Source organism: Desulfobacula phenolica (genome assembly GCF_900105645.1).
Classification (GTDB): Bacteria; Desulfobacterota; Desulfobacteria; order Desulfobacterales; family Desulfobacteraceae; genus Desulfobacula; species Desulfobacula toluolica.
The window spans coordinates 26,589-51,458 of sequence record NZ_FNLL01000009.1 but is presented as its reverse complement, the minus strand read 5'-3'; the positions used below and the strand labels follow the sequence as shown (position 1 = coordinate 51,458).

The following is a 24,870-nucleotide window of genomic DNA, read 5'->3' as shown; positions in this document are numbered from 1 at the left end:
ATGATAAGCAAAACCTATACGGAATCTGTTAAAGAATCAGGGAATTATTTGAGAAGTGCCTTGAAAAATATTGCCAAATATAAACTTCCGTATAATCCTGTTTCCTATTTATTATGGTATGAATATGCTCTTGGGCGAAACAAGGATTTGATTGATGATATTGAATTGATTTTTAAAAAAAATCAATTACTTACAAATGATACCATTGCTAAACTATTCAAAAAACATATAACCGATAATCAAATACTGATTTCGGGAAAAAAAATCAGGGAATTTCAAAATATATTAGCGCAAATGACCAAACACCTGAGTCAATCGGGCGACGAAATCGGCCTTCAAGGCAATATGCTGGATACATATGCCATAGAGCTGGGCCAGGCAAGCTCTTTAGATGCCATCATTGAAATCTCGAAACATATTGTTTTGGAAACAAAATCAATAGTTGAATCCAGCAGAAACCTTAAAAGCAGGCTTGATTCAACGATTTCTGAAATTAACATGCTGAGTAAGGAATTGGACGGAATACGGCAGGCTGCCAAAACCGATATGCTGACCGGTCTTTTAAACCGGAGGGGTTTTTATGGTGCCATGGTTCAAGCCATAGCAAACATAGAAAACGCCAATGACACTTTATCCGTCATTATGCTGGATATTGATCATTTTAAACGAGTGAATGATCAATACGGACATCTTATTGGTGACAATGTTTTGAAGATACTCAGTAAATTACTAAAAGACCATATAAAGGGCAAGGATATTGCTGCCCGGTTTGGAGGCGAAGAGTTCATTCTGGTTCTTCCCCAGACATCCCTTGAGGGTGCTTATGCACTGGCTGAACAAATCAGGTTGAGTCTGCTCAAAATGAATTGGAAAATTAAAGATACGGGTAAATCAATAGGGCAGATAACCATATCCTTAGGCATTTCATTATATCAGGAGGGTGAATCCATTGAGGCTGTTATTAAAAGAGCTGATGATGCCCTGTACCATGCAAAAAATAACGGCAGAAATAAATCTGTTACTGAAGTTAGTATCGCAAATGAAACAAGCTGATATACGGATCGGAGCAGGAAATTGTAATGAATAAACAGCCCATAGGCATTTTTGATTCCGGTGTCGGGGGACTTTGTGTGTTAAAACAAATCAGGGAACGACTTCCCTATGAGTCCATTACTTATTTTGCCGACAGCGGCAATTGTCCATATGGTTCAAAAGCAGAAAATGAGGCTCTCAATTTGGCCCGGAAAAATATTGAATTTCTTCTGGAACTCAATTGCAAATTGATTGTTATAGCCTGTAACACCGTTACTGCCGTGGCCATAGACTGTCTCAGATCAGAATATAAGGTTCCGTTTATCGGAATGGAACCTGCATTAAAACCGGCAGCATTGCAGACCAGGAGTAAAAAAATAGGGATTCTTGCTACGGAAAATACTTTGAACGGAAGGCTTTTTAAACAAACCTTTGATAAATATGCTCATGGCCTGGAGGTGTTTATTCAACCGGGGCATGGTCTAGTGGAACTTGTTGAAACCGGAAGCCAGAACAGTGAAAAAGCCCGCAGCCTTTTGAAGGAATATCTTTTGCCCATGCTGGAAAAAGGAGTGGATACCATTGTGCTGGGCTGCACCCATTATCCATTTTTAAAAGAGATGATTCAAACGGTTACAGAAAACAGTGTAACCATTGTTGACCCTGCTGATGCCGTTGCCTCACAGACCAAGAGAATACTGATCCAATACGAATTAATTTCAATTGCCTGCAATGATCCCCAACTTCAGTTCTACACAACAGGAGAAAAAACAATGGCCCAAAAAATTTTATTTGACACAATCAATAGTCCTTACGGGCTTGGATTTATAGAAGTTTAAGTGTTTTTTATGCCTTCCTTTCTTTTTTCAACCGTTGGATCAGTTCTTTTTCCAGGTGTTGAATGATAATTTTTAAAATATGGCTTTCCTGAACAGGGCCGGAATTATTCCACCCCATTCTCATTGCCCGGTCCTTTATCATTCTAAATTGGGTCAAAGAATCTGCAATGGCCTTCCAGGCAAAGAGTTTTTGCAGGATATGACGCTCTTCAGGGGTAAGGTCTGCCGTATCTATGGATTTACCACTGTCGGTTGTTATTATCATTGATGTCTTCCCGGTATATTGAATATGCTTATGATAATGATCATATTGCCTTTATCATAAAGGTCAAAGATTTTTTTATTGATTACAGGTTGAACTCTTCAGCCCAGATTGAAAATCTTTTTGCATGCTCCGGATCTATTTTTTCTAATTCTTTGATGATTTGATGTGTGGTTGTGTTTTTGTCTGCAAGTTTTGGATTTTTAGAATGGTATTTGTCTGCAACACAGATTATTTTTTCTTCAATGCTCAAAGGTATCATATCCCTTTGAGGCAATGGAAGGCTGTTTGATATGATATTTTTTCTGGTGATACCAGCCCCGGTATGCCGTTCACACACAAGGCCATATTCCGGCGGCAGGCCCAGCTCATCCAGAAGTATTCGGCCAAGGTATCCGTGACAAATATAGGGAGCATCGCCTCTACAGTCAATGGATTGTGCCCTGGTCATAAAGATACCGATATCATGAAGCATGGCAGCGGTTTTAATAAATTCAATATCCGGATTCAGATGAGTCAGATTTTTGGCAATATCAAGGCTCTTTTCAGTGACGATCCTGCTGTGTTCAACAAGAACCTGGTAAAGTTTTGTATTCAGCTTATAAAATTTTTCAATGATGGTGAGCGGATCCATTTTTTATGAGAGTAAAACGCCTTCAATAAACGGGTCCAGATCGCCATTCAGAACCCTGTCCACATCACCCATTTCAAAATCAGTTCGATGGTCTTTCACCATCCTGTAGGGGTGGAGAACATAGGATCTTATCTGGCTCCCCCAGGCAATATCGTCTTTGCCGTCATGAAGGGTTTGCATCTTTTTATCCTGCTTTTTCTTTTCAAGTTGGTAAAGCCTTGATTTTAAAACCTTGAAGGCAATTTCCTTGTTGCGGTGCTGGGAAGATTCCTGCTGGCATTGAACCACCACCCCGGTGGGAAGATGGGTGATCCTGACCGCACTGCTGGTTTTGTTTACATGCTGCCCGCCTGCGCCGCTGGCCCTGTATACATCAATCCTGAGATCCGACTCATCAATATCGATTTTAATTTCATCTTTTATTTCAGGGTAGACAAATACGGATGCAAATGAGGTATGGCGTTTTCCGCTTGCATTATAGGGTGAAATTCTGACCAGGCGGTGAACTCCGGATTCAACCTTCATAAACCCGTAACAGTTTTCCCCGGCAACCCGAATCGTTGCGCCTTTAATACCGGCTTCATCCCCTGGCTGATAATCGATGATTTGAAATTTGTATCCTTTTTTATCCATCCATCGGGTGTACATGCGAAACAGCATTTCAGCCCAATCCTGGGAGTCTGTTCCCCCGGCACCTGCATTTATGGAAACAAGAGCATCTCTTGCATCATCTTCGCCATCAAGGGTGATCTCCACGGAGAATTTTTTTATTTTTTTTTCAAGTGCGGATAAAAGGTCTGACACTTCAAGTTCACTGTCTTTATCAGACTCTTCAAGGGCAAGCTCCAGAAGGATATCGGCATCTTCAATGTCTTTATAAATGTTTTCCCAGGTTTCCAGAAGATTTGCCAGGCAGGTTCGTTCTTTTAAAAGAACGGTTGCATTGTCCGTATCATTCCAGAAATCTTCTTTGGAAATAATATATTCAAGTTCACGAAGGCGCTTTTTTTTTACAGAAAGGTCAAAGATACTCCTTGAGTTTCTCGGCTTTGGTGTAGATGGATTGAATTGTCTGTTTTAATTCTGCACTCATTTTAATTTCTCCCTAAACTTTTTTTCTAACCCCTTTTAACACAAAAGCAAGGCAGATTGCAACTATTGAGGTGATAGAGAAAATATCCCCGTATCGGGTATAGAAACTGATCCTGTTCAGGGCCGGGACTTGTCGTGTAAGCGTCTGGTCAGTGAATAAGGCGGTTGTTTCAAGAATTTTACCAGTAGGGTCAATAAAGCCTGAGATTCCGGTATTTGCTGCCCGCGCAACACTTCTTCGGCTTTCTACTGCCCTGAATACGGCAATGGAAAAATGCTGCTGTGCGGCTGATGTGTTCCCAAACCATGCATCATTGGTAATCGTGGTCAGGATATCTGCACCGTTTTTTACAAATTTGGATGCAATGGAGGGAAACAGAATTTCAAAGCAGATGAGAACCCCTGTTTTGTGTGTTGGCTTCAGGTTAGAATCATTAAATTCAAGAGGTGTAAATAATTTGTCACCCGTGGAAAAGTTGCCTGCCTGGGCCGTTATTTTCCCTAAGAACGTCAGATACTCTCCCAGGGGGACATATTCACCAAAAGGCACCAGGTGATTTTTGTCATAGGTTCCCGTAATAAGGGAAAACCGGTTCAGCATGTAAGCCCGATTGTAGAATTTAAATTTTTTCTCTTCTGATTTGACTGCCGGACTTCCGATTAAAAAATTGGTTTGTGATGACCGGACGCATTGATCCACTTTATTTGACAACAGCCTGTCATAGCCATAATAAAACGGCAGGGCTGTTTCCGGCCATATCACAAGGTCGGGGCTTTTTTTTGCCGCTGTCTCGGAAAGACGGATATATTTTTCCACTGTTTTTATTTTAAAAGCATCATTCCATTTTAAATCTTGTTTAATATTGCCTTGAACCAGGGTGATGGTTATTTTGTTTGCGGTTTTAATTTGAGACATTATGTCCGCAATTCTATGGTGGCCGTACAAAAGCACGCCTGAAAAAAGAATAACGGTATAAACAACAGGGATGACATGTTGGTTATGTCGTCTGTTTTTGACGCATATCCAGATCAAGGATAAAAGCCAGTTCACCAGAAAAATTAAAAACGATACCCCGTAAACCCCTGAAAAGTCGGCAATTTGAATCAATAAAAGATTTGAATACTGGCTGTACCCCAGAGTTCCCCATGAAAAGCCTGTAAATGCATAGGTTCTGACATACTCAAGACCTGTCCAGAGGGATGCTGCCAGCAGTGGTGCAAAAAAGGATGTCGGATCTATATTCTTTGAAAGAAAAGCATAAACCGCCGGGTACAATGCAAGGTAGACACATAAAAGGGCAAGAGTGGAAACGGCAAGAATCGGATGAAGTCCGCCATATACATGGACAGTGGGAATAATCCAGTAAATAAGGGTGGCAAAATGAAAAACTCCAAGTGTAAATCCGCTGTAAAACGCCTCTTTTTTGGTCATAGACCTGATGGACACAAGCCATGGGATCAAGGCAAAAAAGGCAAGGTAAGAAAGGTTAGTTTTGGGAAAAGAAAGCGTTAATAACAGGCCGCTTGCCAATGCAGGAAAGTATGCAAGTAAAAAAGTATGTTTTTTTTGAGGCAACATTCTTGATCTAATATCTTATGTTTTTGTATGAAAGAACTTCTAACTTATTGGAATAATACCTCTTTCATTTCTTATTACAGCAGATTAATCTGCCATGGCCGTTATTAAAAAAGTTTGTTATACTTACCAGCAAGTGTCTGGACAGTCAAATCATGAAACCATATTAATATCAAAATTTTAAAAGGTGATTCCATATGACAAACGAGTGGTATGAAAACAGCTTGGAAGAATTTTTCAATATGTCATCAGAGCCGGCAAAAGCATTTAATTTGAATGAACCGGCTTTAACCGTCCGGGAGATGACAACCATACTGGAATCAGCCCCCGCAGGGATCGGAATTCTCAAGAACAGGGTTCTTGGGTGGGCCAATGATATTTTTTATTCTATGCTTGGATATGACCCCAACTCTTTGAAAGGGAAGAATGTAAGAATTCTTTATTCTGACCAAGAAGAGTATGACAGAGTCGGGTTGGGTTTATATTCCAATTTGGATAAACATGGCGTCAGTCTTGTGGAAACAATGCTGTTAAGAAAAGACGGCACATTGTTTGACTGCAGGATCAGGGCTTCAAAACTTAACCGGGATGACCCTTCGATGGGCATGATCGTTGTTATTACGGATATTTCAGAGCTTAAACAGCTTCAGCTTCAGCTTCAGCAGACTCATAAAATGGAGGCGATCGGGTTGCTGGCCGGCGGGATATCCCATGATTTCAATAATATCTTAATGGGGATTCAGGGGCATTTGTCACTCATGCAAATTGATGTGTCTGACACTGAAAAAATCAGGGCCCATACAAAACATATCGGTCGGCTTGTAAAAACCGCGGCAGAACTTACAACCCTGCTGCTCGGGTTTGCAAGAGGTGGCAAATACCAGATTTCAGCGTTAAATATAAATGATCTGGTTGGCATGGCATTGGATATTTTCAAGCCCACCCGAAAAGATATTATTGTTCATGAAACCTATGAAAAAATGATTCACCTGGTCGATGCGGATCAGTCTCAGCTCAAACAGGTATTTTTAAATCTGTTGATTAATGCCTCACAAGCCATGTCTGAACAGGGCGATATTTTTGTGACGACTCAAAATTTTTTCATTGAAGAAGATAATGGATATCCCTTTGAGATTCAGCCTGGCCGGTATGTTAAAGTGACTGTAAAAGATACTGGTATCGGAATGGATATGGAAACCCGAAAAAAAATTTTTGATCCGTTTTTTTCCACAAAAGAGGTAGGGGATAAAAAAGGCCGGGGGCTTGGCCTGTCTACAGCTTTTGGGGTAATAAAAAATCATGGCGGCTTTATTCTGGTTGACAGTGAAAAAGGCAAAGGTGCCAGTTTTCATGTCTGCCTGCCTGCATCAAATACTGTTCAGGCAAAAGAAAAAGATGAGGATCAGCAATGTTTTGATGATATTCAAAAAGGATCTGAAACCGTATTGCTGGTGGATGACGAGGACGAAGTTGTTAATGCCGGGAAAAAATTTTTGGAAAAGTTAGGGTATAAACCGATTGTCGCCAGAAACGGATTAGAAGCCGTAGAGATCTTCAAGCTTTACAAAGATGAAATTTCCCTGGTGGTTCTTGATCTGATCATGCCTAAAATGAGTGGGAAACAGGCATTTTCAGAAATAAAAACCATCAGGAAAGATGCAAAGATTCTTATATCCACAGGGTATGCCATGGATGATAAGATAAAGGGCTTTTTAACCCAGGGATGTGACGGCTTTATTCAAAAACCCTTTTCCTTGAATGAGTTTGCAAGGGTTTTGAGAAAAATTATAGATAAGACAGTATAATTTGCAGCGGAGACGATTTTAAGTGAACAGATTTGGAATATGCTCACTTTAGAATAGTGTTTTTTGAATACAACTTTACAATATCCGGCTCAAATGTTATTTTATGAGGATATCAGATGGTCGATTTAACGGTATCATCAGGAGTTTTGTATGAAACATATAAAGATTCGGTTTGGAGATAATATTGATACACATGCTGCTGAGGAAAAATCTTTTGAAGATATGTTTCAATCCGTCAATCCCATGTTCTGTCTTTCAAAAAGAACCTGGAAACCTCAGATGGATATATTTGAAACAGAAAATAAAATTGTTATCCAGGCCGAAATAGCAGGCGTAAAAAAAGAAGATATTATCATTGAAGTAAGCAATAAAGCCGTCAAAATATCAGGCAACAGAAACAGCAACCATCTTGACAGGACTGCCACCTACAGACTTGCTGAAATCCAGTTCGGCCAGTTTGAGCGAGTTTTGTATCTGCCCTGTGTCATAGATGTTGAAAAGGTCTGTGCCACATTTTCAAATGGATTTTTGGAACTGGTTTTGGGAAAATTGTTCAGGAAAAATATTAAAAGCAAAAATAATATTTCCATAGACTTCATCTAAGCTATAGATTCCAAAAAAGGAACCCCGACCATATATGGATGATCTTAAGGCTCCATCGCGCAGGATAACATCAGACAACATCCCGGACATCATTCCCGTTCTTCCCATTGTCGACACCAATCTTTTCCCAAAAATGGTACTGCCCCTGGTATTGATCCAAAACGAGGCTGTTGAACTGATTGATGATGCCATGGCCGGAAATCGAATGCTTGGCCTGCTTTTATCCAAGCGCTCGGATATTGATTCCAGGCACAGAACAGATGATTTGCACAGGATCGGTACAGTGGCTGTAATTTTAAAAATGTCCAAAATGAAAGATGATAAAGCCCAGCTGTTAATTCAGGGGCTGGATCGTTTCCGTGTCATTGAATTTATTCAAAATAAAAAATACATGCAGGCCAGAATTGATGTCATGGAAAGCAGAAATGCCGACAGCAACAAAGAAAACAGGGCCTTGATGGCCAATATTGTCAAACAATATGAAAAAATTGTTGCGTTTTCTCCTGGACTTCCTTCAGAAATGGGACAGATGATCAAATCATTGCAAGAACCCCATGTGCTTGCAGATATGGTTGCATCCACCATTAATGCTCCTGTCAAAGAAAAACAGAAGGTTCTCGAACTTCTGGATGTAAATAAACGCCTGAAAAAAGTCACCCGATTGGTCAATGATCAATTGGAAATCCTTGAAATGAGCTTTAAGATCCAAAGCCAGGTCAAAGAAGATATGGACAAACGTCAGCGCGAATACTATCTGCGCCGGCAGCTTAAGGCGATAAGGGATGAACTGGGTGAAACTGAAGACGAAAGTGTTGAGATAAAAGAATACCGGGCAAAAATAGAAGAAAAAGCCCTGCCGGAAGAAGCCCAAAAAGAAGCAAAAAGAGAGTTGCAGCGCCTGTCACGGATGCATCCGTCTTCGTCTGAATATGTAGTTGCCTCGACCTATCTGGACTGGTTGACCTCCCTGCCCTGGGATGTCGCTTCCGACGATATGCTCGATATTAAAGAGGCAAAAAAAATATTGAATAATGATCATTATGGTCTTGAAAAACCCAAAAAGAGAATCCTTGAATATCTGGCTGTTCGAACATTAAAAAATGATTCCAAAGGTCCGATTCTTTGTTTTACCGGCCCGCCCGGGACCGGAAAAACATCCCTTGGCAGATCAATTGCCAGGGCGCTGGGCAGACAGTTTGTCAGAATTTCCCTGGGCGGTGTTCGTGATGAAGCTGAAATCAGGGGGCACAGAAGAACTTATGTGGGAGCGCTTCCGGGAAGGATTATCCAGTGTTTGAGAAAAGCCGGCACCAACAATCCCGTGTTCATGCTGGACGAAATCGACAAGGTGGACCATTCCTATCATGGCGATCCTTCTTCAGCTCTTCTGGAAGTTCTGGACCCGGAGCAGAACTTTTCGTTTTCAGATCATTACCTGGATGTGCCCTTTGATCTTTCAGATGTGATGTTCTTAACCACGGCAAATGTGCTGCATACCATTCCGGCACCCTTGAGGGACAGGATGGAGATTCTGGAACTCAACGGTTATACTGAAGAAGAAAAATTTAAAATAGCCACCCGGTATCTGATTCCCAAGCAAAGGGACGCCAACGGCCTGACTGCAACCCGGGTTAAATTTACGGCTGGTGCGGTCAAACTGATTATTTCCGGGTATACCAGAGAATCTGGATTACGAAACCTTGAACAGAAAATCGGGGCTGTCTGCCGGGGTGTTGCCGCCAGGATTGTCGAGGGTGAAACCAAAAATATAATTGTGGGGCAAAAAGATTTGCACCAATATTTAGGACCGGTACGCAACAGGCCTGATCCGGCCCTGGGAATAAAAAATCCAGGCGTTGTTATGGGGCTTGCCTGGACACCCTATGGCGGAGAAATTCTTTTTATCGAGGCGGTTGCCATGAAAGGCCGTAAAGGTCTGACATTAACCGGGCAGCTTGGAGATGTCATGAAAGAGTCTGCAAGCACGGCTTTGAGTTTTATCCGGGCCAACACAAAAAAAATAAAGGTGGATCATTCTTTTTTCAATACCCATGATCTTCATATCCATGTGCCTGAAGGTTCAATCCCCAAGGACGGTCCATCTGCAGGCGTGGCTATGCTGACGTGCCTGGCATCAGTGATGACGGGACGGCTGGTGAAAAAGCGCCTGGCCATGAGTGGTGAAATTACGCTCAGAGGCGAGGTTCTGCCCGTGGGCGGGATTAAGGAAAAAGTTATTGCAGCGCATCGGGCAGGAATCAAAACGATTATTCTGCCTTTATGGAATCAAAAAGATATGGAAGATGTGCCGGAATATATAAAAGATTCCATTGAGTTTCATTTTGTTGATAAAATGGAAGATGTATTGGCATTGGCTCTTAGCTGACTTTGTTTAAATGTTGTTTGTATATTGCGGAGGTATTTTTTGAAATTAAGATCACAGATTCAGATCCTGATATTATTTTTATTCGTCATTTCAGGATGTTCAACGCACCTTGACACTACCTATGATCCGGTCCATATTCCATCGTCAAAATCAACCATTCCGAAAAAAAATCCCGCAACCCAGAAACCGTATAAAATAAACGGGGTTAAGTATACCCCGCTGGCCAGCGCCACCGGATTTGTCCAGACCGGCCTTGCCTCATGGTACGGTAAAAAATTTCATGGAAGAAAAACAGCCAATGGCGAAATTTATGACATGTATGCCATGACTGCGGCACACAAAACATTACCCCTTGGGACCTGGGTCAGTGTTCATAACCTTGAGAACAACAAGAAAATTGTTGTGAGGATCAATGACCGAGGCCCGTTTGTTTACGGCAGGATCATAGACCTGTCCTACACCGGTGCAAAAAAGCTCGGGGTGTTAGGCCCCGGAACAGCAAAGGTGAAAGTGACTGCCCTTGGAAGGGCCACGTCTTATTCCGAAAAAACAAAAAACCCCATTGCATTTACGGCGGTTGACTACTGGAAAGGCAACTTCACGGTTCAGGTAGGTGCATTTCAGGTCAAAGCCAATGCAGATAACTACAGATATAAGTTATCGAGAAATTATCAAAATGCCCACATTAAACCCTTTGAGGATTACAGGGGAACCTTTTACCGGGTGAGAATCGGCAGGTTTACCAATTTAAAGGATGCCGAAAGGTTCAGTGACAAACTTATGGAGCAAGACTTCAGTCAGGCTTTTGCCGTTGCAGAATAAAGAAAAAATCATGGAATATACTGTGTTTCTGGACCGGGACGGGGTCATCAACAAGGACTCTTCCGAATATATAAAAGACCCGTCAGAGTTTGCCTTTATCCCAAACAGCCCGGAAGCCATTGCCCTTCTTACAAAAAATGGTTTCAATGTCATTGTGATCACCAACCAGTCGTTGATCGGCAGGCACATGGCCACCCCGGACAAATTACAGGCTATTTTTGAAAAAATGAAAAAAGGTGTGAAAAAGGCGGGAGGAGAGATCAAGGATATTTTTTTTTGTCCCCATGTACCTGAAGACAAGTGTTTCTGCAGAAAGCCCATGCCAGGATTAATTTTTGATGCAAACAAAAAATACCCAATTGACCTTGCACAGTCCTGCATGGTGGGTGACAGTGCCAAAGATATTGAATGTGCCCGTAATGCCGGGTGTTCAAAAGCCGTACTGGTTAAAACCGGCAATGGAAAAACAGCTCAAGCCGACCTTCGTAAAAAAGGCATCACACCGGATCATATTGCTTCTGACTTATATGAAGCCGCTTGTTGGATCATCAAGAGTGTAAAGTTTTAAATGATAACCATCAAAGGCATTTTAGACAAAGTCACCTATCAGAATCGGGAAAATCATTATACGGTTGCAAAACTTCGAATTCCTAAAATCAGTGATCCTGTTACCATTGTGGGATACCTTGCCGGGGTGGTTGAAGGTGAAGGCCTTGAAATATCAGGAAAATGGGTTTCACATCCCAGGTATGGGGACCAGTTTAAAGCACAGTCGTACAAGGTTGTTTTGCCTGCAACTGTTTCAGGCATTCGCAAATATCTGGGCTCGGGTATGATTAAAGGCATTGGCAAATCCCTGGCCGAAAAAATAGTGGACTATTTTGCAGAAAACACCCTTGATATTATTGAAAACGAACCGGAAAAATTAAAACGTATTCACGGCATAGGAGAGGTCAAGAAAAACCGCATTGAAAAGGCATGGAACAAGCATCATTCCGTCAGAAGGGTCATGCAGTTCCTCCAGGAAAATGATGTGGGCGTGTACCATGCCGCCACCATTCTTCAAACTTATGGCTCCGAGGCTTTGAATATTTTGCAGCATGATCCATATGTCATTGCAAGGGATATCCCTCAAATAGGGTTTCCCATCGCCGATATGATTGCCATGAAAGCCGGGGTGCAAAAAGATGATGAAAACCGCCTTCAGGCATGCCTGATCCATAGCCTGTTGTCTTTTGAACAAGAGGGGCATGTGTATGGATTAAAACAAGAAGTTTTCAAATCGGGTTCAAGAATATCGGGTGTGGAACCGGATACGTTTGAGCAGGCCCTGAAAGCTTTGACTGACTCTGATGACATAAAGATCCAAATTGATGACGATGAAACAAAACTCTATCTTAAACGCCTTTATCATGCTGAGTCAGGTATTGCATCACGGATGAAAGCCATTTTATCCTGTGTGAAAAATGTGGTTGCTTTGCCCCATCAACTGGGAAAAGACAAGATTCTTGAAGAAGTGCTGACAAAAATTGCCGTAAAATTATCCAAAGAACAATTAAATGTTGTGACCAAGGTGCTGCATGAAAAAATTGTGGTCATCACAGGAGGGCCTGGAACCGGCAAGACAACGCTTATACGGGCATTGTGTGAAGTTTTTAAATTGCAGAATCAAAAGGTCGTATTAAGTGCGCCCACCGGCAGAGCTGCCAGACGCCTTTCAGAGGTCACGGGAAAACAGGCCTTTACCCTGCACAAACTTCTGGGCTTTGATCATGAAAGCCAAACGTTTGAAAAAAATTTTGCCAATCCCCTTGAGCTGGATGTTTTTATTGTGGATGAAGCTTCCATGGTGGATACACAGCTCATGTATTGTCTTATTGAAGCCCTGCCGGTATTTGCAAGCCTGATCATTGTCGGAGATACCTTTCAGCTGCCTTCCGTGGGTCCGGGCAATGTGTTGTCCGATATCATTGATTCCAACCGTGTAAAGGTCTTTTTTTTGACAAAAATATTCAGGCAGGCCACACAAAGTCCTATTATCATGCATGCCCACAGCATCAGGAACGGAGAGATGCCTGACTTGCAAAAGCCCGGGGAAGGGCAATTGTCGGAATTTTATTTTATTGAGAACCAGAAACCTGAAAAAGTTGTGGAAACTGTTCTTGAATTGTGTTCAAAAAGAATTCCCCAGGCATTTCCCCATATTGATGAAATACAGGTCTTAACGCCTATGCACAGGGGGGAGGCCGGAACCATTAACCTGAACCAGCAGCTTCAAAAAGTGTTAAATGATTCTAAAGGCGGTATAGCTGCCGGAGGGATAACGTTTAAAGCCAATGACAAGGTCATGCATTTAAAAAACAATTATGACAAAGAGGTTTTTAACGGTGATATCGGTATTATTCATGAAATCATTAAATCTGAAAGCAAGGTCATGGTGGATTATGACGGCCGAATTGTTGAATATGACATCCTGGAACTGGATGAACTCGCCCTGGCCTATGCCATATCCGTCCACAAATCCCAGGGAAGTGAGTATGCAGCTGTTATTATTGCTCTGACAACGGCCCATTTTCCTCTTTTGCAAAGAAATCTTTTGTATACGGCCATGACCCGGGGCAAAAACCTGGTTATAATTGTGGGCTCCTCAAAAGCCATGGAATTGGCATTGAATAACAATAAAACAGCATTGCGCCTGACCGGCCTTAAGCAAAAATTAATGACTCCGTAATTTTTGTTTGTTATTTCAAATTGATGGCTGCATTTAGTTTATTGAGCAAATTGTCAAGGCTGGTGGATGTCAAGCAAGATGTCGCCTTTTTCTAAAGCATTTGGTTAATATTTCCGTATCAGTGGATTGTTTGATCTTCCAGATCAGACAATTTATTACCAGGAGCGGCTCAAGAGCCTTTTCAGCTGTCCAACAGACAATTTTGGCCCCAACATAGAAAATCCCAATTCATTCCAGAAATTCTATTGAAATAAGCGTTTTGACATCTTTGGGCAAGCCCCATATGATTCTGAGCTTAATTAATTCACTTTAATAGACTTAGGATGAACCCATGAATCTTAAACCGTTTCTTGCTTTTTCAGAACTCAGCATTGCAGATCTTGATGCATGGCAGAATCAAGGAGGAAAAACAGCAGGAGTCTACTGCATCTATGCGCCCGATGAACTCATCCGGGCCGCCGGGATCGTCCCTGTAAGCCTGTGCGGCAAAAAGCAGACCCCCATCAAGGATGCGGAAAGAGAACTTCCGGCCAGTTTATGTCCCCTGATCAAATCCAGCTATGGATATGCCGTGACCGACACCTGCCCCTTTTTCAGTTTTTCAGACATCCTCATTGCAGAAACAACCTGTGACGGCAAAAAGAAAATGTACGAACTCATGGGGGAACTCAAACCTTTGCATCTGATGCATCTTCCCCACACTCAGAAAGGAGCCGCCCCCCTGCGATACTGGATGGACAGCCTCAAAGAACTTGAGAATTTCCTGTTTGAATGCTCCGGGGTAAAAGTCACCAAAGAAGGTCTTCATAATCAGATCCGGCAGCAGAATGAAATCCGCAAAGCACTTTGGGACATATCTGTTCTGGCAGCTGACAGACGCTCCCCCCTGACGGCAACGGAGATGCTGGCCATACAGGAGAGCAAAAGCTTTTGTGTACACCCTGAAACATACTTGGCCCAATTGACATCCCTGAAAAGTGATATGGAAGACTTTTTTAATCAGCCGGATCTTCCGGACCAGGACGGAACTCGCATCCTGCTCACTGGATGCCCGGTTGGAAAAGGATCTGACAAGGTCATCAGGATTGCCCAGGACCTTGGTGCCAGGATCGTTTCCATGGAAAACTGCTCCGGGCTCAAGGGCATGACTTTGGCTGTGGATGAAACCGGAGATCCCCATGAGGCAATTGCCCGCAGATACCTTAAGATCCCCTGTTCCTGCATGACCCCCAACCCCAACCGCCCGGAATCCATCAGGGAAATGGCCGACCTTTTCAAAGTCGATGCCGTCCTGGATATGACCTGGCTGGGCTGTCACACTTACAACGCTGAATCCAGTACGCTTCAAAGGTTCGTGGAAGACAACCTCCACCTGCATTTCCTGCACATCGAGACCGACTATTCCGAATCCGATGAAGGACAGCTTCGTACCCGGATTGAAGCCTTGATCGAATTATCAGAGTAACAAATAATTTTATTCAAAATGACAAAGGAGAGACAAAAGATGAACACCCTCAGTGTAAAAAAAATTTATACAACCATAGCAGCCCTGGTGCTGGTCTTTTGGCTGGGCACAGGTGCCGCCCATGCAGCCCAAAAAAAAATCCCCAGCCTGTACCTGGGTTATGTTTTCACCACCCACCACACACCACTGATGGTTGCCGCCATAAAGGGAGAAGTTCTTAAAAAATCCGGGGCATATCTGGCCCCCATGGTTCCCAGGCAAAAGTATAAAATCATGTCTGCCGACGGGACCCCTCTGGCCGTACTCAACTTCATTGTTTCTAAAAGCGGGTCTGAGACATCCACCCTTTTTGCCATGAACCGCCTGGATATCGGCCTTGCCTCCAGCACCGCCTTTATGAGCGGTATTGACAAGGGAACCAAAATGAAAATTTTGTGCCCTTTGCATGTGGACGGCATGAGCATGGTTTTTCCTGCAAACAGCAAGATCAAAGGATATGAAGCTGTTTCCGCGGCCATCAAAAATTCCAAAACCCCGTTTAAACTCGGTTATCACTCCCCCACCAGCGCCCCTCGTGTGGTCTTTGAAGGGGCATTGCACAAGGCCGGATACAAAATTACAGGCAACCCCAATGATGTCGATGCCGACATCCTGATGGTGGACCTCAAGTCTACCTCAAACCTGATCCCGGCCCTGCTCAGCAAGCAGGTTGACTGCTGGGTGGGCCCTGCACCCCATCCTGCAGTGGCCGAATACAAACATGTCGGCCACATCGGCCTGGACTCCCGGGATCTGCCCCCTGAGGGCCAGTGGACCGACTTTCCCTGCTGTGTTATGGGAGCCGGCGAGCAGATCATTACAGAAAATCCTGAAGTTGTCCAGGCCATGACCGACCTGCTGACACTGGCCTCTAAATGGAGCAATACCAACAAGGCTGAAGCCGCCAAAATTTCAGCCGACTGGCTCGGTGTTCCACAAAAAGCCGTTGAAAAATCCGCCATCATCTATACCACCGATCCCACTGAGAACTGGATAAAGGGTGAAGGGGTATTCCTGGACATGCTCAACAGAATGAACAAATTCAAGGGAAAGATGAAGGGCGCGGACATTGCCGCAGCCTCACCTATTCTTTATGATTTTTCATTTGTAAAAAAGAGCCTGGCCAGATAAGCCCATGTCAACTTCATCAAATACCCGGATTTTCTTTGGCAGCTTTGGCAGCGCTTTTTTTGGAATCAAAATAAAGCGGCAAACCCTGTCCCTGATGATTCCGGTTCTTGCCCCTATCCTACTGGCCTTTTTATGGCTTATGCTTACCCCCAGGATAGACAACCAGGTGATCCTGCCCGGCATACGGGAGGTGGGCAGACTCCTGTTCCACCCCACACAGGATCTGATCGGAATGGGATCACTTGCAGGCAACGTGCTGGTGAGTCTGGTGCGTGTGGTAATGGGGTATGCAATCGCCGCAGTGGTAGCCATCCCCCTGGGGGTGGTCATGGGATACTACGGACTTGTATTCCGGTTTTTCAACGGTTTTTTAAACCTGTTCAGGCCCATCCCCCCCCTGGCATGGGTTCCTTTGGTCATGGCCTGGTTCGGCGTCTCCAGCCTTGCAACCCTTACCGGGGTTGAAACCGGAAAAGCTTTTATCTACCTGAACAACATCAAATTCTCCATGCTGTTCATCATTTTCATCGGTGCATTCTACCCCATTCTCACCTCCACCATCCACGGCGTAAGAAATGTCGGAGGCACCCTCATTGATTCGGCAAGGGTTCTGGGAGCCAGTGAAAACCAGATTTTCATTAAAATCCTGATTCCCGCGGCCATGCCATCCATTATAACCGGGATGCGCATCGGCCTTGGTATTGCATGGATGTGCCTTGTTTCTGCAGAAATGCTGCCGGGTTCACTTTCCGGTATCGGCTATATGATCACCCACGCATTTACCCTTGCCTCAACTGATATTGTCATCGCAGGAATGATCTCAATCGGAGTTGTGGGCGCACTCATGGATATGATTTTCCGCCGCATTGAGCTTAAAAAATTTTCATGGCGCCGGCAGGCAAATTCATGAATGAAAAAAACCGGGAAATCATCGGCATCAACGGCCTTTCCAAGACGTTTACCACCCAAAAAGGAGACCAGTTCCTTGCCGTGGACAATATCAGCCTGAGGATCTTTAAAAATTCCTTTACCTGCATTGTGGGTCCTTCAGGATGCGGAAAATCAACCGTCCTGCGCATCGCAGCCGGTCTTGAAAAAGCCTCGGCAGGAACGGTTCACTATTGCTGCTCCCCGGTGACGAAACCATGTGGTGAAATAGGGCTTGTATTTCAGGAATATTCCCTTTTCCCCTGGATGACGGTTCTGGACAACGTGGCTGCAGGGCCTGAATTCGCAGGAATTAACAAAAAAAAACGGCACCATGATGCCATGGACTACCTTTGCATGGTCAATATGGAGGAGTTTAAGAACGCATACCCCCACGAGCTTTCCGGAGGAATGCGGCAGAGAGTTGCCATTGCAAGGGCTTTGGCCAATGAGCCTGATGTACTGCTAATGGATGAACCCTTTGGTGCCCTGGACGCCCACACCCGCATCCTGCTCCAGCAAGAACTTCTAAGAGTATGGCAACTGACCCGTAAAACCATCGTCCTGGTCACCCACAGCGTGGACGAAGCCGTGTTTCTGGCCGATGAGATTCTGGTCATGTCCAGCCGCCCGGGCCGGATCCGTAAAATCATCCGGGTGGACATGGAACGTCCCAGGAGCCGGGCTAATCCAAAATTCGGAACGCTGACAGATGATATTCTCAGGGAGCTGGGAAACGGGACGGTTAAACGACTGGTATAATTGAGAAGGATGTTTACCGTCATCTGGAATTTATAAAAAAATTATATTACCTCAAAATAAAAAATTCCACCCCAAAGAAGAATCTCTATTCTGGCGGCAAAAAAGAATTTTCAAATAATCTACTAATAAATTGTCATCACTAAAATTCAGTATAAGGAAATCTTTAAAAGCAAAACCCGCTGTTGTTTTAGATCGAGACTCATTTTCCCTAACCACAAGATATTGTATCAGGATTTAATTTAGAAATACCATGACTGTTGCCAATAGTCCGGGGTTTGAGATCTTTAAAATACCAATATAAATCAAAACATTTTTTCATTCATAATTTTAGGAATGATAATGCAAGTATGGGCAACTGTTAGGTGTGCCTAAAAGCAACTACTGGAAGATCAAATCATGGGGCAGGAATTCGTTTGTACAGCCCCACAATCATAGACAAAGTACACTTTTCCTCAAGACTACAAATTTACCAAAATAATGCTTTATTCCGTATTCAATCATCAAAAATACGGGTTATTTTGAGTATGGCAGAAAATGCTTGTTTTTTTTCATTGCAGCCATTTTTTTTATCTTCTATATTATTCACATGAAAAAGCGAATTGAATTTTTGTTTTACCCCGGTATGGTGGCTCTGGGTATCACCGGTCCACTGGATGTTTTTCAAGCAGTCAATGAAATATTTTCCGGAAGCGGCAGGGAGAACGAAGGTGATGAAATGTTTTTTTCTGCCTTGATGCCGGGGCCTGTCCCAACCTCTTCCGGTCTGCGGTTGCACGCAGACAATCGACCAGAAAAGGAAGTGACGAACAGTTTTGCTGAAGTATAAACCCAAGAGAAACCTTATCTGATGCTCTAATTAGGCCGAAGTATATTCAACCCCGGCGGCGCCATGATGAGGGAAACTACTAAAACGACCATTCACAATGGAGTATGTTCATTCACTTTTACATTCTCCATTATGTCTGTCTACTATCGATTAAAGGAGCTTGTATGCCCAACTATACCAGTCCGGAACATTTTCATCGTTTGATGGAAGAGTATCCCGATACGATATGTAAAAAAACAGGATGCAGTTATGATGAAAAAAACAAGCTGTTCTCAATAGACGCCTGGACTGTTCAATATGAAGTTGATCCGGGTGGTGAACGCATATATACCAAGAACAATCAGCAACCGCTCCACGATTTTTTTGAGATTTTCCTATTACATTACCTGATTGAAGAAAAAACGATACAACCAACCGGGGAATGGATCTCTGAAAAAGACATGACCGGAGGGGTGACATTTTTTCGAGGCCCGCATGACATACCAACGGATCGTATAGTGGAAAAATTCGGTAACGATATAGACCGGTTTGGTCAGGAATGCGAGAAATTTTCGGGCAGCCGAATCGAGATGGCTGACATGGCTTACCGGTTTGAAATTTTTCCAAACATTCATGTGGCACTTTTATACTGGATCGGTGATGAAGATTTTCCTGCTGAAGCGAAAATCCTCTACGACAGTTCCCTGCTGGATGTATTTGCCCTTGACGTAATTTTTGCCCTCGCCATAGCAATTTGCGATAGATTTGCAGACGGGATTTGGACGGAATAATCTTGCTTTTACAGAACCGGTCAAGGCTCATAACAACTCAAGGTAAACTCAAGGCAGCCTTACGGCCGGTTTGGCAAAAAAGCTGGTTGTTTAATAAGTGGTACCAAAGCGTTTACTTATGGTATTTATGTTGCGACTTTTTTATGTTGCCAGTTCTAACCCGCCCGATCCAGCCGGACCCTGCCCCTATTATAAAAAAATAATACCCCGCTGCTTTCTGCCTATTCATATGGCACGAATAGCGGAAAGACTTTAAACGTTGGATATCGGTATGCTGTCGGTAGGCTTGGTCAGCGGCTGAAATGCCATAGATGGTCATTATTGCGGGGCTGTGTTATGCTTGTAATATAAACTTGGATTTTGATCACAGAGGTTAAAAACGATGGGGAAAATTATGTAGCCAATTTTTTTTCGGATTTTTCAAATGTGCCGTAACCCATTGAATTATAAAACGATACTCATTTGCACGAGCGTTGTTTGAATACTTTGTAAATTCAAGGGGTTAAGTCCACTCACAACATAATGGTATCATTGATGACCGGCAGTGATTTCAAAAAAGGCAGGACTGATAGAAGCAATGTTGGGGGGATTTTGAACAAACTTTTTGGGGAATAGGACTTATGACTAATTATCCAAATTTAAATATTGCAGACTTCGATTGTCCAGAAGTTCAAAATATATACTTCAGTTGAAAAATATCTGTATCTGATCAAATTATGTATGTAGGAGATGTGTTCACAATTGAACAACAATATTGGAGAGGCTACACATTGACTGAACAAGATCGCAAAAAATGGAACTCAAAATATCTGAAGAATATTGGGAATTCAGATCCTTCAGAAATTTTAGTAAAATACGTTTCTCTTGCACCTAAAGGGAAAGCCCTGGATATTGCTTGTGGAAATGGCAGAAATAGTAGATTCCTTGCTCAAAAAGGTTTCCAAGTGGATGCTGTGGATATATCAAACATTGCTATGAGTCATTTGGCAGATAAAGATACACGTATAAATGTAATCTGTCAGGACATAGACTCCTGGCAAATCCCACAGAACCGCTATCAGATTATCATCAATATTCGTTTTATGGATAGACGTTTGTTCCCAATGATTCAAAAAGGCCTTAAATCTGGTGGGGTTCTCATCTTTGAATCCTTCATTGATGAAAAAAAAGAGTATTGTGTCAAACAGAATGAATTTCTACATGCTTTCGAGTCTTTCCATGTTGTGTATTATGAAGAGAGGGAAACAAAACACTCTGATAAATTTGATCAATCTATGTATTTTGTCGCAATTAAAAATGAATAAACTTATTCAAATAATAGCATGAATATCGCTATTAAAAAGCTGATTGGCAACACTCAAAGATAATTATCCTTATGGAAACTGCTATAAGGTGTTCAGATTATCAATGATACCATCTCAAATCTTGATAAAATTATTGAAGATCTGACAGATGGCACTGGGCTCATATGATTGAAAATCTCCTTTTCATGGCTGGGATTTTATAATTTAAAGGCCGCCATGAAAATAACGGCTCCCGAAAATGTTCCGACTGCGGTTCATCGTCTGTCATTTTGAATGATATTAGCCCAGTGCCGTTGCATGGTTGCGTGAAAATAAATAATTATTTAAAATTTTATAGGTGATAACATTTGGTCATCTGTTTATAAAAAAAAATAAAAAGGATTCTGCAATGAAACCCAGGGAGAGTTTAAGCGGATCTTCAGACGGCATACTGAAAATCCAATATTTTATCTATTTCGGAGTAATGGGGATTTTTCTGCCTTATTTTAACCTCTATTGCCATCACCTGGGTTTCTCCAGTTTTGAAATCGGTTCCCTTTCTGCCCTGAGAACCGCTATTACCATCGTCTTCTCAATAGGGTGGAGTATTGTTGCCGACCGGTATGCATGGAGAAAACCGATTTACGTTCTGTTCAATTTTCTAAGTGCCGCGATCTGGGTCTTCTTTCTGTATATCAAAGATTTTTCGGGTATGGTCATTGTGACCATTTTTCATACTATTTTCTTTGCGCCACTCATTGCATTTATCGAAGCCTTTGCAATGGATGAGCTGGGAAGTGGGGGTGGTGACAAGAACAGGTATGGTCGGATACGTGCCTGGGGCTCGGTGAGTTTTATCCTTGTTGTGGCCATTTTGGGCAAGATTTCCGATTTTTTCAGCGTCAATATTATTGTGGCCCTCATTCTTGCCGGTTACACAATTCAGGCTATCTTCTCGATTCCAATGCCTCAGGCGAAAGCAAGGGGGGAACGATTTCATGCCAGAGTCAGAGAAATCCTCAATGCACGGACCCTGATCTTTCTCACCTGCTCGTTTCTGATGATTTTCAGCCATGGGACCTATTATGGATTTTATTCCATCCATCTGGATAAGCTGGGGTACGGCACTTTCTTTATCGGGGCGACATGGGCTGTGGCCTCCATCGCTGAGATCGTTATCATGATCAACTCCGGTAGGATTTTAAAATATGTATCACTTGAAAATGTACTCTTCTTCTCTTTTTTGGCTGCTACAGTCCGGTGGTGCCTTTTATGGCGTGCGACCACTGTGTCTGAAATCATGATAGCTCAGGTACTTCATGCATTTACCTACGGGACCTTTCATATTGCCTCCATCCTGTATATGGACCTGCTTTCAACCGGGGAGACTCGTACCCTGGGGCAGGCTGTCAACAATGCCGTCTCCTACGGGCTCGGCATGATGGCCGGTTTTCTATTGAACGGCTATTTGTATGAGGCATATGGAGCCCTTCTTTTTTTGATGAGCGCATGTGTGTCACTTGTCGGTGCGTTTGTATTGAAATTTTTGGGCCGCTGATTTGAAGTAATTAAAGCCCATAGCCATTGAAAAATCCAACCAAAACATATAGCACTTCTTATTTTTCCATCCTCAAGCGCAATAGTAAATTATTTGGAGATAAACATACGAGCTTAAAACATCCACCGGTCTGAAGGTGACTCTTACAGTCGATTTAGGGCGAGCTATTCTGTTAAAGTCTACATCCCAGTATGATGCATAAATAAATCACTTCTTTTATTTCAGCCTCAAACGACTCACTCAGTGTACAAAATCATCTCAGATTTAAGGTAAAAATCAACCAATCACACATTTATGCCTCTGAATTTGATTCCTGGTAAAAGATTGGCCGGCAGGTAAAAAGACTACTCATGTCGCAAAGCAACGATGGGATCAACCCGGGCAGCGCGGGCAGCAGGATAGAGACCAAAGACGATGCCGATCCCGATGCTCACGATCAGCGGCAAAAATATACCGGCCGGGGTTATAACAGTAGGCATTTTTGCAAACCATGTGATAAGCCAGGGAATGACCAGGCCCAGCAAAAGACCGATAATGCCGCCGATTGTAGAAAGAACAACCGCTTCGATAAGAAATTGAATAATAATCTGCCTGCGTCGGGCACCGATGGCTCTGCGGATACCGATTTCCCTGATCCGTTCGGTCACGGAGGCCAGCATGATGTTCATGATCCCTATGCCGCCCACCAGGAGACTGATTCCGGCAATGGACCCCAAAACAATATTAAAGGTACGTTTTGTGGCTTCTGCCTGTTTGAGCAGGGCAAGGGGAACACTGAGCTGATAGTCGATTTTTTTGTGAAACAGTGTCAGCATCCGTTCGATGGCTTCAGCCGTGGGTTCCACGCTGGACAGGGTATCCACCTGGACGATAATCTGATGGAGTTCAACCTTTTCACGCAGCCAAGATCCCGAAGATCTCTTCATTGTAACATCCCCGAAATAACTCCGGGCCGTTGTTATGGGAATGTAAGCATCAATTTCCTTGTCAGGAATCTGCATGGTTCCTGTCTGCCCGGTTTCGTTTCGAACAATACCGACAACCTCGAAGCTGTCCCCGCTGATTCGGATCATCTGACCAATGGTGTTCATGCCGGCCAGAAGTTTTCTGGCACCAAACTCCGTTAAAACAACTACAGGAGCCTTTTTCTCCTGGTCTTCCAGACTGAGAGTCCTGCCTCCGAGAAGATCCCTGGGAATCACTTCAAACCATTTTTGGGTGGTTCCCACCACCCGAAGTTCAAGAGAACGCTGCCCGAGACGCGATTGTTTTCTCACAAGTTTCACCGGCACATTCTTTTTAACCGATGAAAAGCTTTCCTGTATCCTGGCATGATCCTGATAGGTCAGCCCGTAGATGCTGATAAACGAACTTGTTGTGCTGTTGCCCTCTTCTTCAACCGATTTAACAGAAGAGATAATAATATTGTTACTGCCCAGTTTCCGGATCTGTTCCAGCGCATCCTTGCTTGCGCCCTCCCCAACCGCCAGCATGGCCACAACACTGCCGACACCGAACACCACGCCCAGCATGGTCAGAAATGACCGCAATTTGTGAAGCAGAAGTGTCTGGATACCGGACGAAAGTTCCCTGAAAAATTTTATCTGTCTGATGTCAATCCCCTTCGATCCGTTCGATCATCCCGTCTTTCATATAAAGCCGATGCCGGGCATAGTCTGCAATATGAGATTCATGAGTTACCATGATGATGGTTTTGCCTGCCACATGAAATTTATCCAGAAGTTCCATAATCTGTCGGCTGGTTTTGCTGTCCAGATTACCGGTAGGCTCATCCGCCAGGATCAGATCGGGATTTGTTGCCAAAGCCCGGGCAATAGCCACTCTTTGCATCTGCCCTCCGGAAAGCTCTGCCGGGCGGTGATCAAGCCGGTCTTCAAGTCCGACCATGGCGGCAAGATCCCTGGCATGATCTGCACTCCTATTGGTATCCCAGCCAAGGTAGTAAAGCGGCAGTTCAATGTTCCGCTGCACGGATAATTGGGAAATCAGATTGAAACTCTGAAAAATAAACCCGATATGCCGAAGCCGGATGTCGCTTAAGGCATCGTCATTCAGGCCGCTGATATCTTTTCCCTGAAAAATATACCGGCCGCTGGTCAGCCTGTCCAGGCAACCGATAATATTCATCATTGTGCTTTTCCCTGATCCGCTGAAACCCATGATAGCCCAGAAACTTCCCTTGGAAAAGCAGATATCAATCCCTCCTAACGCTGCGACTTTCTGACTGCCCATGGTGTAAATCTTCCGGGCATTTTCAAGCCTTGCAACAATGTCCGGTCCGCTGCCTGATGGTGAAGATGCCATGA

General features: G+C 43.4%; 22 protein-coding genes. 16 read left to right on the top strand and 6 right to left on the bottom strand.

Going from position 1 to position 24,870, the window contains the following annotated elements:
* Together BLT94_RS14905 and murI are read left to right on the top strand one after the other, a co-directional pair.
* A complete protein-coding gene (locus BLT94_RS14905) occupies window positions 1–1,053 on the top strand; it encodes a GGDEF domain-containing protein (RefSeq protein ID WP_092235719.1) in 1,053 nt (350 codons plus the stop codon).
* Window positions 1,054–1,079: 26 nt separating this feature from the next.
* Window positions 1,080–1,871, top strand: coding sequence for a glutamate racemase (gene murI, locus BLT94_RS14900; RefSeq protein WP_092235716.1), 792 nt, complete (start codon window positions 1,080–1,082; stop codon window positions 1,869–1,871).
* A 7-nt stretch (window positions 1,872–1,878) separates the two neighbouring features.
* Here the strand turns inward: murI and BLT94_RS14895 are convergent, their stop codons facing one another.
* The 4 genes from BLT94_RS14895 to lnt form a co-directional block, all read right to left on the bottom strand.
* Window positions 1,879–2,136, bottom strand: coding sequence for a hypothetical protein (locus tag BLT94_RS14895; protein WP_092235713.1), 258 nt, complete (start codon window positions 2,134–2,136; stop codon window positions 1,879–1,881).
* An 82-nt stretch (window positions 2,137–2,218) separates the two neighbouring features.
* A complete protein-coding gene (locus BLT94_RS14890) occupies window positions 2,219–2,767 on the bottom strand; it encodes an HD domain-containing protein (RefSeq protein WP_092235710.1) in 549 nt (182 codons plus the stop codon).
* Window positions 2,768–2,770: 3 nt separating this feature from the next.
* A protein-coding gene (prfB, locus tag BLT94_RS14885) for a peptide chain release factor 2 (RefSeq protein WP_217641246.1) occupies window positions 2,771–3,860 on the bottom strand; the annotation gives its coding sequence in 2 pieces (ribosomal slippage) (window positions 2,771–3,802 and window positions 3,804–3,860; 1,089 coding nt in all).
* 12 nt (window positions 3,861–3,872) lie between these two features.
* A complete protein-coding gene (lnt, locus tag BLT94_RS14880) occupies window positions 3,873–5,438 on the bottom strand; it encodes an apolipoprotein N-acyltransferase (RefSeq protein ID WP_092235704.1) in 1,566 nt (521 codons plus the stop codon).
* A gap of 194 nt (window positions 5,439–5,632) precedes the next feature.
* Between lnt and BLT94_RS14875 the strand changes: the two genes are divergently transcribed.
* The 14 genes from BLT94_RS14875 to BLT94_RS14810 all read left to right on the top strand — a co-directional run bounded on the left by BLT94_RS14875 (window position 5,633) and on the right by BLT94_RS14810 (window position 22,543).
* Window positions 5,633–7,240 (top strand): hybrid sensor histidine kinase/response regulator, encoded by a 1,608-nt coding sequence (locus tag BLT94_RS14875; RefSeq protein WP_092235701.1) that lies wholly within the window; start codon window positions 5,633–5,635, stop codon window positions 7,238–7,240.
* Window positions 7,241–7,390: 150 nt separating this feature from the next.
* A complete protein-coding gene (locus BLT94_RS14870; RefSeq protein WP_014959342.1) occupies window positions 7,391–7,843 on the top strand; it encodes an Hsp20/alpha crystallin family protein in 453 nt (150 codons plus the stop codon).
* A gap of 34 nt (window positions 7,844–7,877) precedes the next feature.
* Entirely contained in the window at window positions 7,878–10,229 is a 2,352-nt protein-coding gene (gene lon / locus BLT94_RS14865; protein ID WP_092235697.1) for an endopeptidase La, read from the top strand.
* 39 nt (window positions 10,230–10,268) lie between these two features.
* Entirely contained in the window at window positions 10,269–11,051 is a 783-nt protein-coding gene (locus BLT94_RS14860) for a septal ring lytic transglycosylase RlpA family protein (protein WP_092235693.1), read from the top strand.
* 10 nt (window positions 11,052–11,061) lie between these two features.
* Window positions 11,062–11,619 (top strand): D-glycero-beta-D-manno-heptose 1,7-bisphosphate 7-phosphatase, encoded by a 558-nt coding sequence (gene gmhB, locus BLT94_RS14855; RefSeq protein WP_175530367.1) that lies wholly within the window; start codon window positions 11,062–11,064, stop codon window positions 11,617–11,619.
* Complete coding sequence (gene recD2 / locus BLT94_RS14850) at window positions 11,620–13,782, top strand: SF1B family DNA helicase RecD2 (protein ID WP_092235687.1); 2,163 nt, start codon at window positions 11,620–11,622, stop codon at window positions 13,780–13,782.
* 331 nt (window positions 13,783–14,113) lie between these two features.
* Complete coding sequence (locus BLT94_RS14845) at window positions 14,114–15,247, top strand: double-cubane-cluster-containing anaerobic reductase (RefSeq protein WP_092235684.1); 1,134 nt, start codon at window positions 14,114–14,116, stop codon at window positions 15,245–15,247.
* A 39-nt stretch (window positions 15,248–15,286) separates the two neighbouring features.
* Window positions 15,287–16,417, top strand: a complete 1,131-nt coding sequence (locus tag BLT94_RS14840) for a CmpA/NrtA family ABC transporter substrate-binding protein (RefSeq protein WP_092235681.1) — start codon at window positions 15,287–15,289, stop codon at window positions 16,415–16,417.
* A 4-nt stretch (window positions 16,418–16,421) separates the two neighbouring features.
* On the top strand, window positions 16,422–17,327 hold the full coding sequence (locus tag BLT94_RS14835; RefSeq protein WP_092235677.1) for an ABC transporter permease: 906 nt from the start codon (window positions 16,422–16,424) through the stop codon (window positions 17,325–17,327).
* Window positions 17,324–18,106, top strand: a complete 783-nt coding sequence (locus BLT94_RS14830) for an ABC transporter ATP-binding protein (RefSeq protein WP_092235674.1) — start codon at window positions 17,324–17,326, stop codon at window positions 18,104–18,106. Before BLT94_RS14835 ends, BLT94_RS14830 begins: the two co-directional genes overlap by 4 nt.
* A 538-nt stretch (window positions 18,107–18,644) precedes the next feature.
* Window positions 18,645–18,932, top strand: a complete 288-nt coding sequence (locus tag BLT94_RS21800) for a hypothetical protein (protein ID WP_139169044.1) — start codon at window positions 18,645–18,647, stop codon at window positions 18,930–18,932.
* 164 nt (window positions 18,933–19,096) lie between these two features.
* Window positions 19,097–19,702: a DUF3786 domain-containing protein gene (locus BLT94_RS14820; RefSeq protein WP_175530366.1), complete on the top strand. Its 606-nt coding sequence runs from the start codon at window positions 19,097–19,099 to the stop codon at window positions 19,700–19,702.
* Between the two features lie 770 nt (window positions 19,703–20,472).
* Window positions 20,473–21,006 (top strand): class I SAM-dependent methyltransferase, encoded by a 534-nt coding sequence (locus BLT94_RS14815; RefSeq protein WP_217641245.1) that lies wholly within the window; start codon window positions 20,473–20,475, stop codon window positions 21,004–21,006.
* Window positions 21,007–21,394: 388 nt separating this feature from the next.
* Window positions 21,395–22,543 carry an MFS transporter gene (locus BLT94_RS14810; RefSeq protein ID WP_092235662.1) on the top strand — a complete coding sequence of 383 codons (1,149 nt, stop codon included), beginning with the start codon at window positions 21,395–21,397 and terminating at the stop codon, window positions 22,541–22,543.
* Window positions 22,544–22,887: 344 nt separating this feature from the next.
* Here BLT94_RS14810 and BLT94_RS14805 read toward each other — a convergent pair whose 3' ends face one another.
* Both BLT94_RS14805 and BLT94_RS14800 read right to left on the bottom strand, forming a co-directional pair.
* Complete coding sequence (locus BLT94_RS14805) at window positions 22,888–24,093, bottom strand: ABC transporter permease (protein ID WP_245743143.1); 1,206 nt, start codon at window positions 24,091–24,093, stop codon at window positions 22,888–22,890.
* A 64-nt stretch (window positions 24,094–24,157) separates the two neighbouring features.
* Entirely contained in the window at window positions 24,158–24,868 is a 711-nt protein-coding gene (locus BLT94_RS14800; RefSeq protein WP_092235656.1) for an ABC transporter ATP-binding protein, read from the bottom strand.
* Window positions 24,869–24,870 lie beyond the last annotated feature (2 nt).

Coding starts and splice junctions, on each gene's coding strand:
- BLT94_RS14820 (WP_175530366.1), top strand. CDS start 19,097: ATGCCCAACTATACCAGTCCGGAACATTTTCATCGTTTGATGGAAGAG.
- BLT94_RS14800 (WP_092235656.1), bottom strand. CDS start 24,868: ATGGCATCTTCACCATCAGGCAGCGGACCGGACATTGTTGCAAGGCTT.
- BLT94_RS14890 (WP_092235710.1), bottom strand. CDS start 2,767: ATGGATCCGCTCACCATCATTGAAAAATTTTATAAGCTGAATACAAAA.
- lnt (WP_092235704.1), bottom strand. CDS start 5,438: ATGTTGCCTCAAAAAAAACATACTTTTTTACTTGCATACTTTCCTGCA.
- BLT94_RS14845 (WP_092235684.1), top strand. CDS start 14,114: ATGAATCTTAAACCGTTTCTTGCTTTTTCAGAACTCAGCATTGCAGAT.
- BLT94_RS14830 (WP_092235674.1), top strand. CDS start 17,324: ATGAATGAAAAAAACCGGGAAATCATCGGCATCAACGGCCTTTCCAAG.
- recD2 (WP_092235687.1), top strand. CDS start 11,620: ATGATAACCATCAAAGGCATTTTAGACAAAGTCACCTATCAGAATCGG.
- BLT94_RS14875 (WP_092235701.1), top strand. CDS start 5,633: ATGACAAACGAGTGGTATGAAAACAGCTTGGAAGAATTTTTCAATATG.
- BLT94_RS14835 (WP_092235677.1), top strand. CDS start 16,422: ATGTCAACTTCATCAAATACCCGGATTTTCTTTGGCAGCTTTGGCAGC.
- BLT94_RS14840 (WP_092235681.1), top strand. CDS start 15,287: ATGAACACCCTCAGTGTAAAAAAAATTTATACAACCATAGCAGCCCTG.
- lon (WP_092235697.1), top strand. CDS start 7,878: ATGGATGATCTTAAGGCTCCATCGCGCAGGATAACATCAGACAACATC.
- murI (WP_092235716.1), top strand. CDS start 1,080: ATGAATAAACAGCCCATAGGCATTTTTGATTCCGGTGTCGGGGGACTT.
- BLT94_RS14870 (WP_014959342.1), top strand. CDS start 7,391: ATGAAACATATAAAGATTCGGTTTGGAGATAATATTGATACACATGCT.
- BLT94_RS14905 (WP_092235719.1), top strand. CDS start 1: ATGATAAGCAAAACCTATACGGAATCTGTTAAAGAATCAGGGAATTAT.
- gmhB (WP_175530367.1), top strand. CDS start 11,062: ATGGAATATACTGTGTTTCTGGACCGGGACGGGGTCATCAACAAGGAC.
- BLT94_RS14895 (WP_092235713.1), bottom strand. CDS start 2,136: ATGATAATAACAACCGACAGTGGTAAATCCATAGATACGGCAGACCTT.
- BLT94_RS14810 (WP_092235662.1), top strand. CDS start 21,395: ATGAAACCCAGGGAGAGTTTAAGCGGATCTTCAGACGGCATACTGAAA.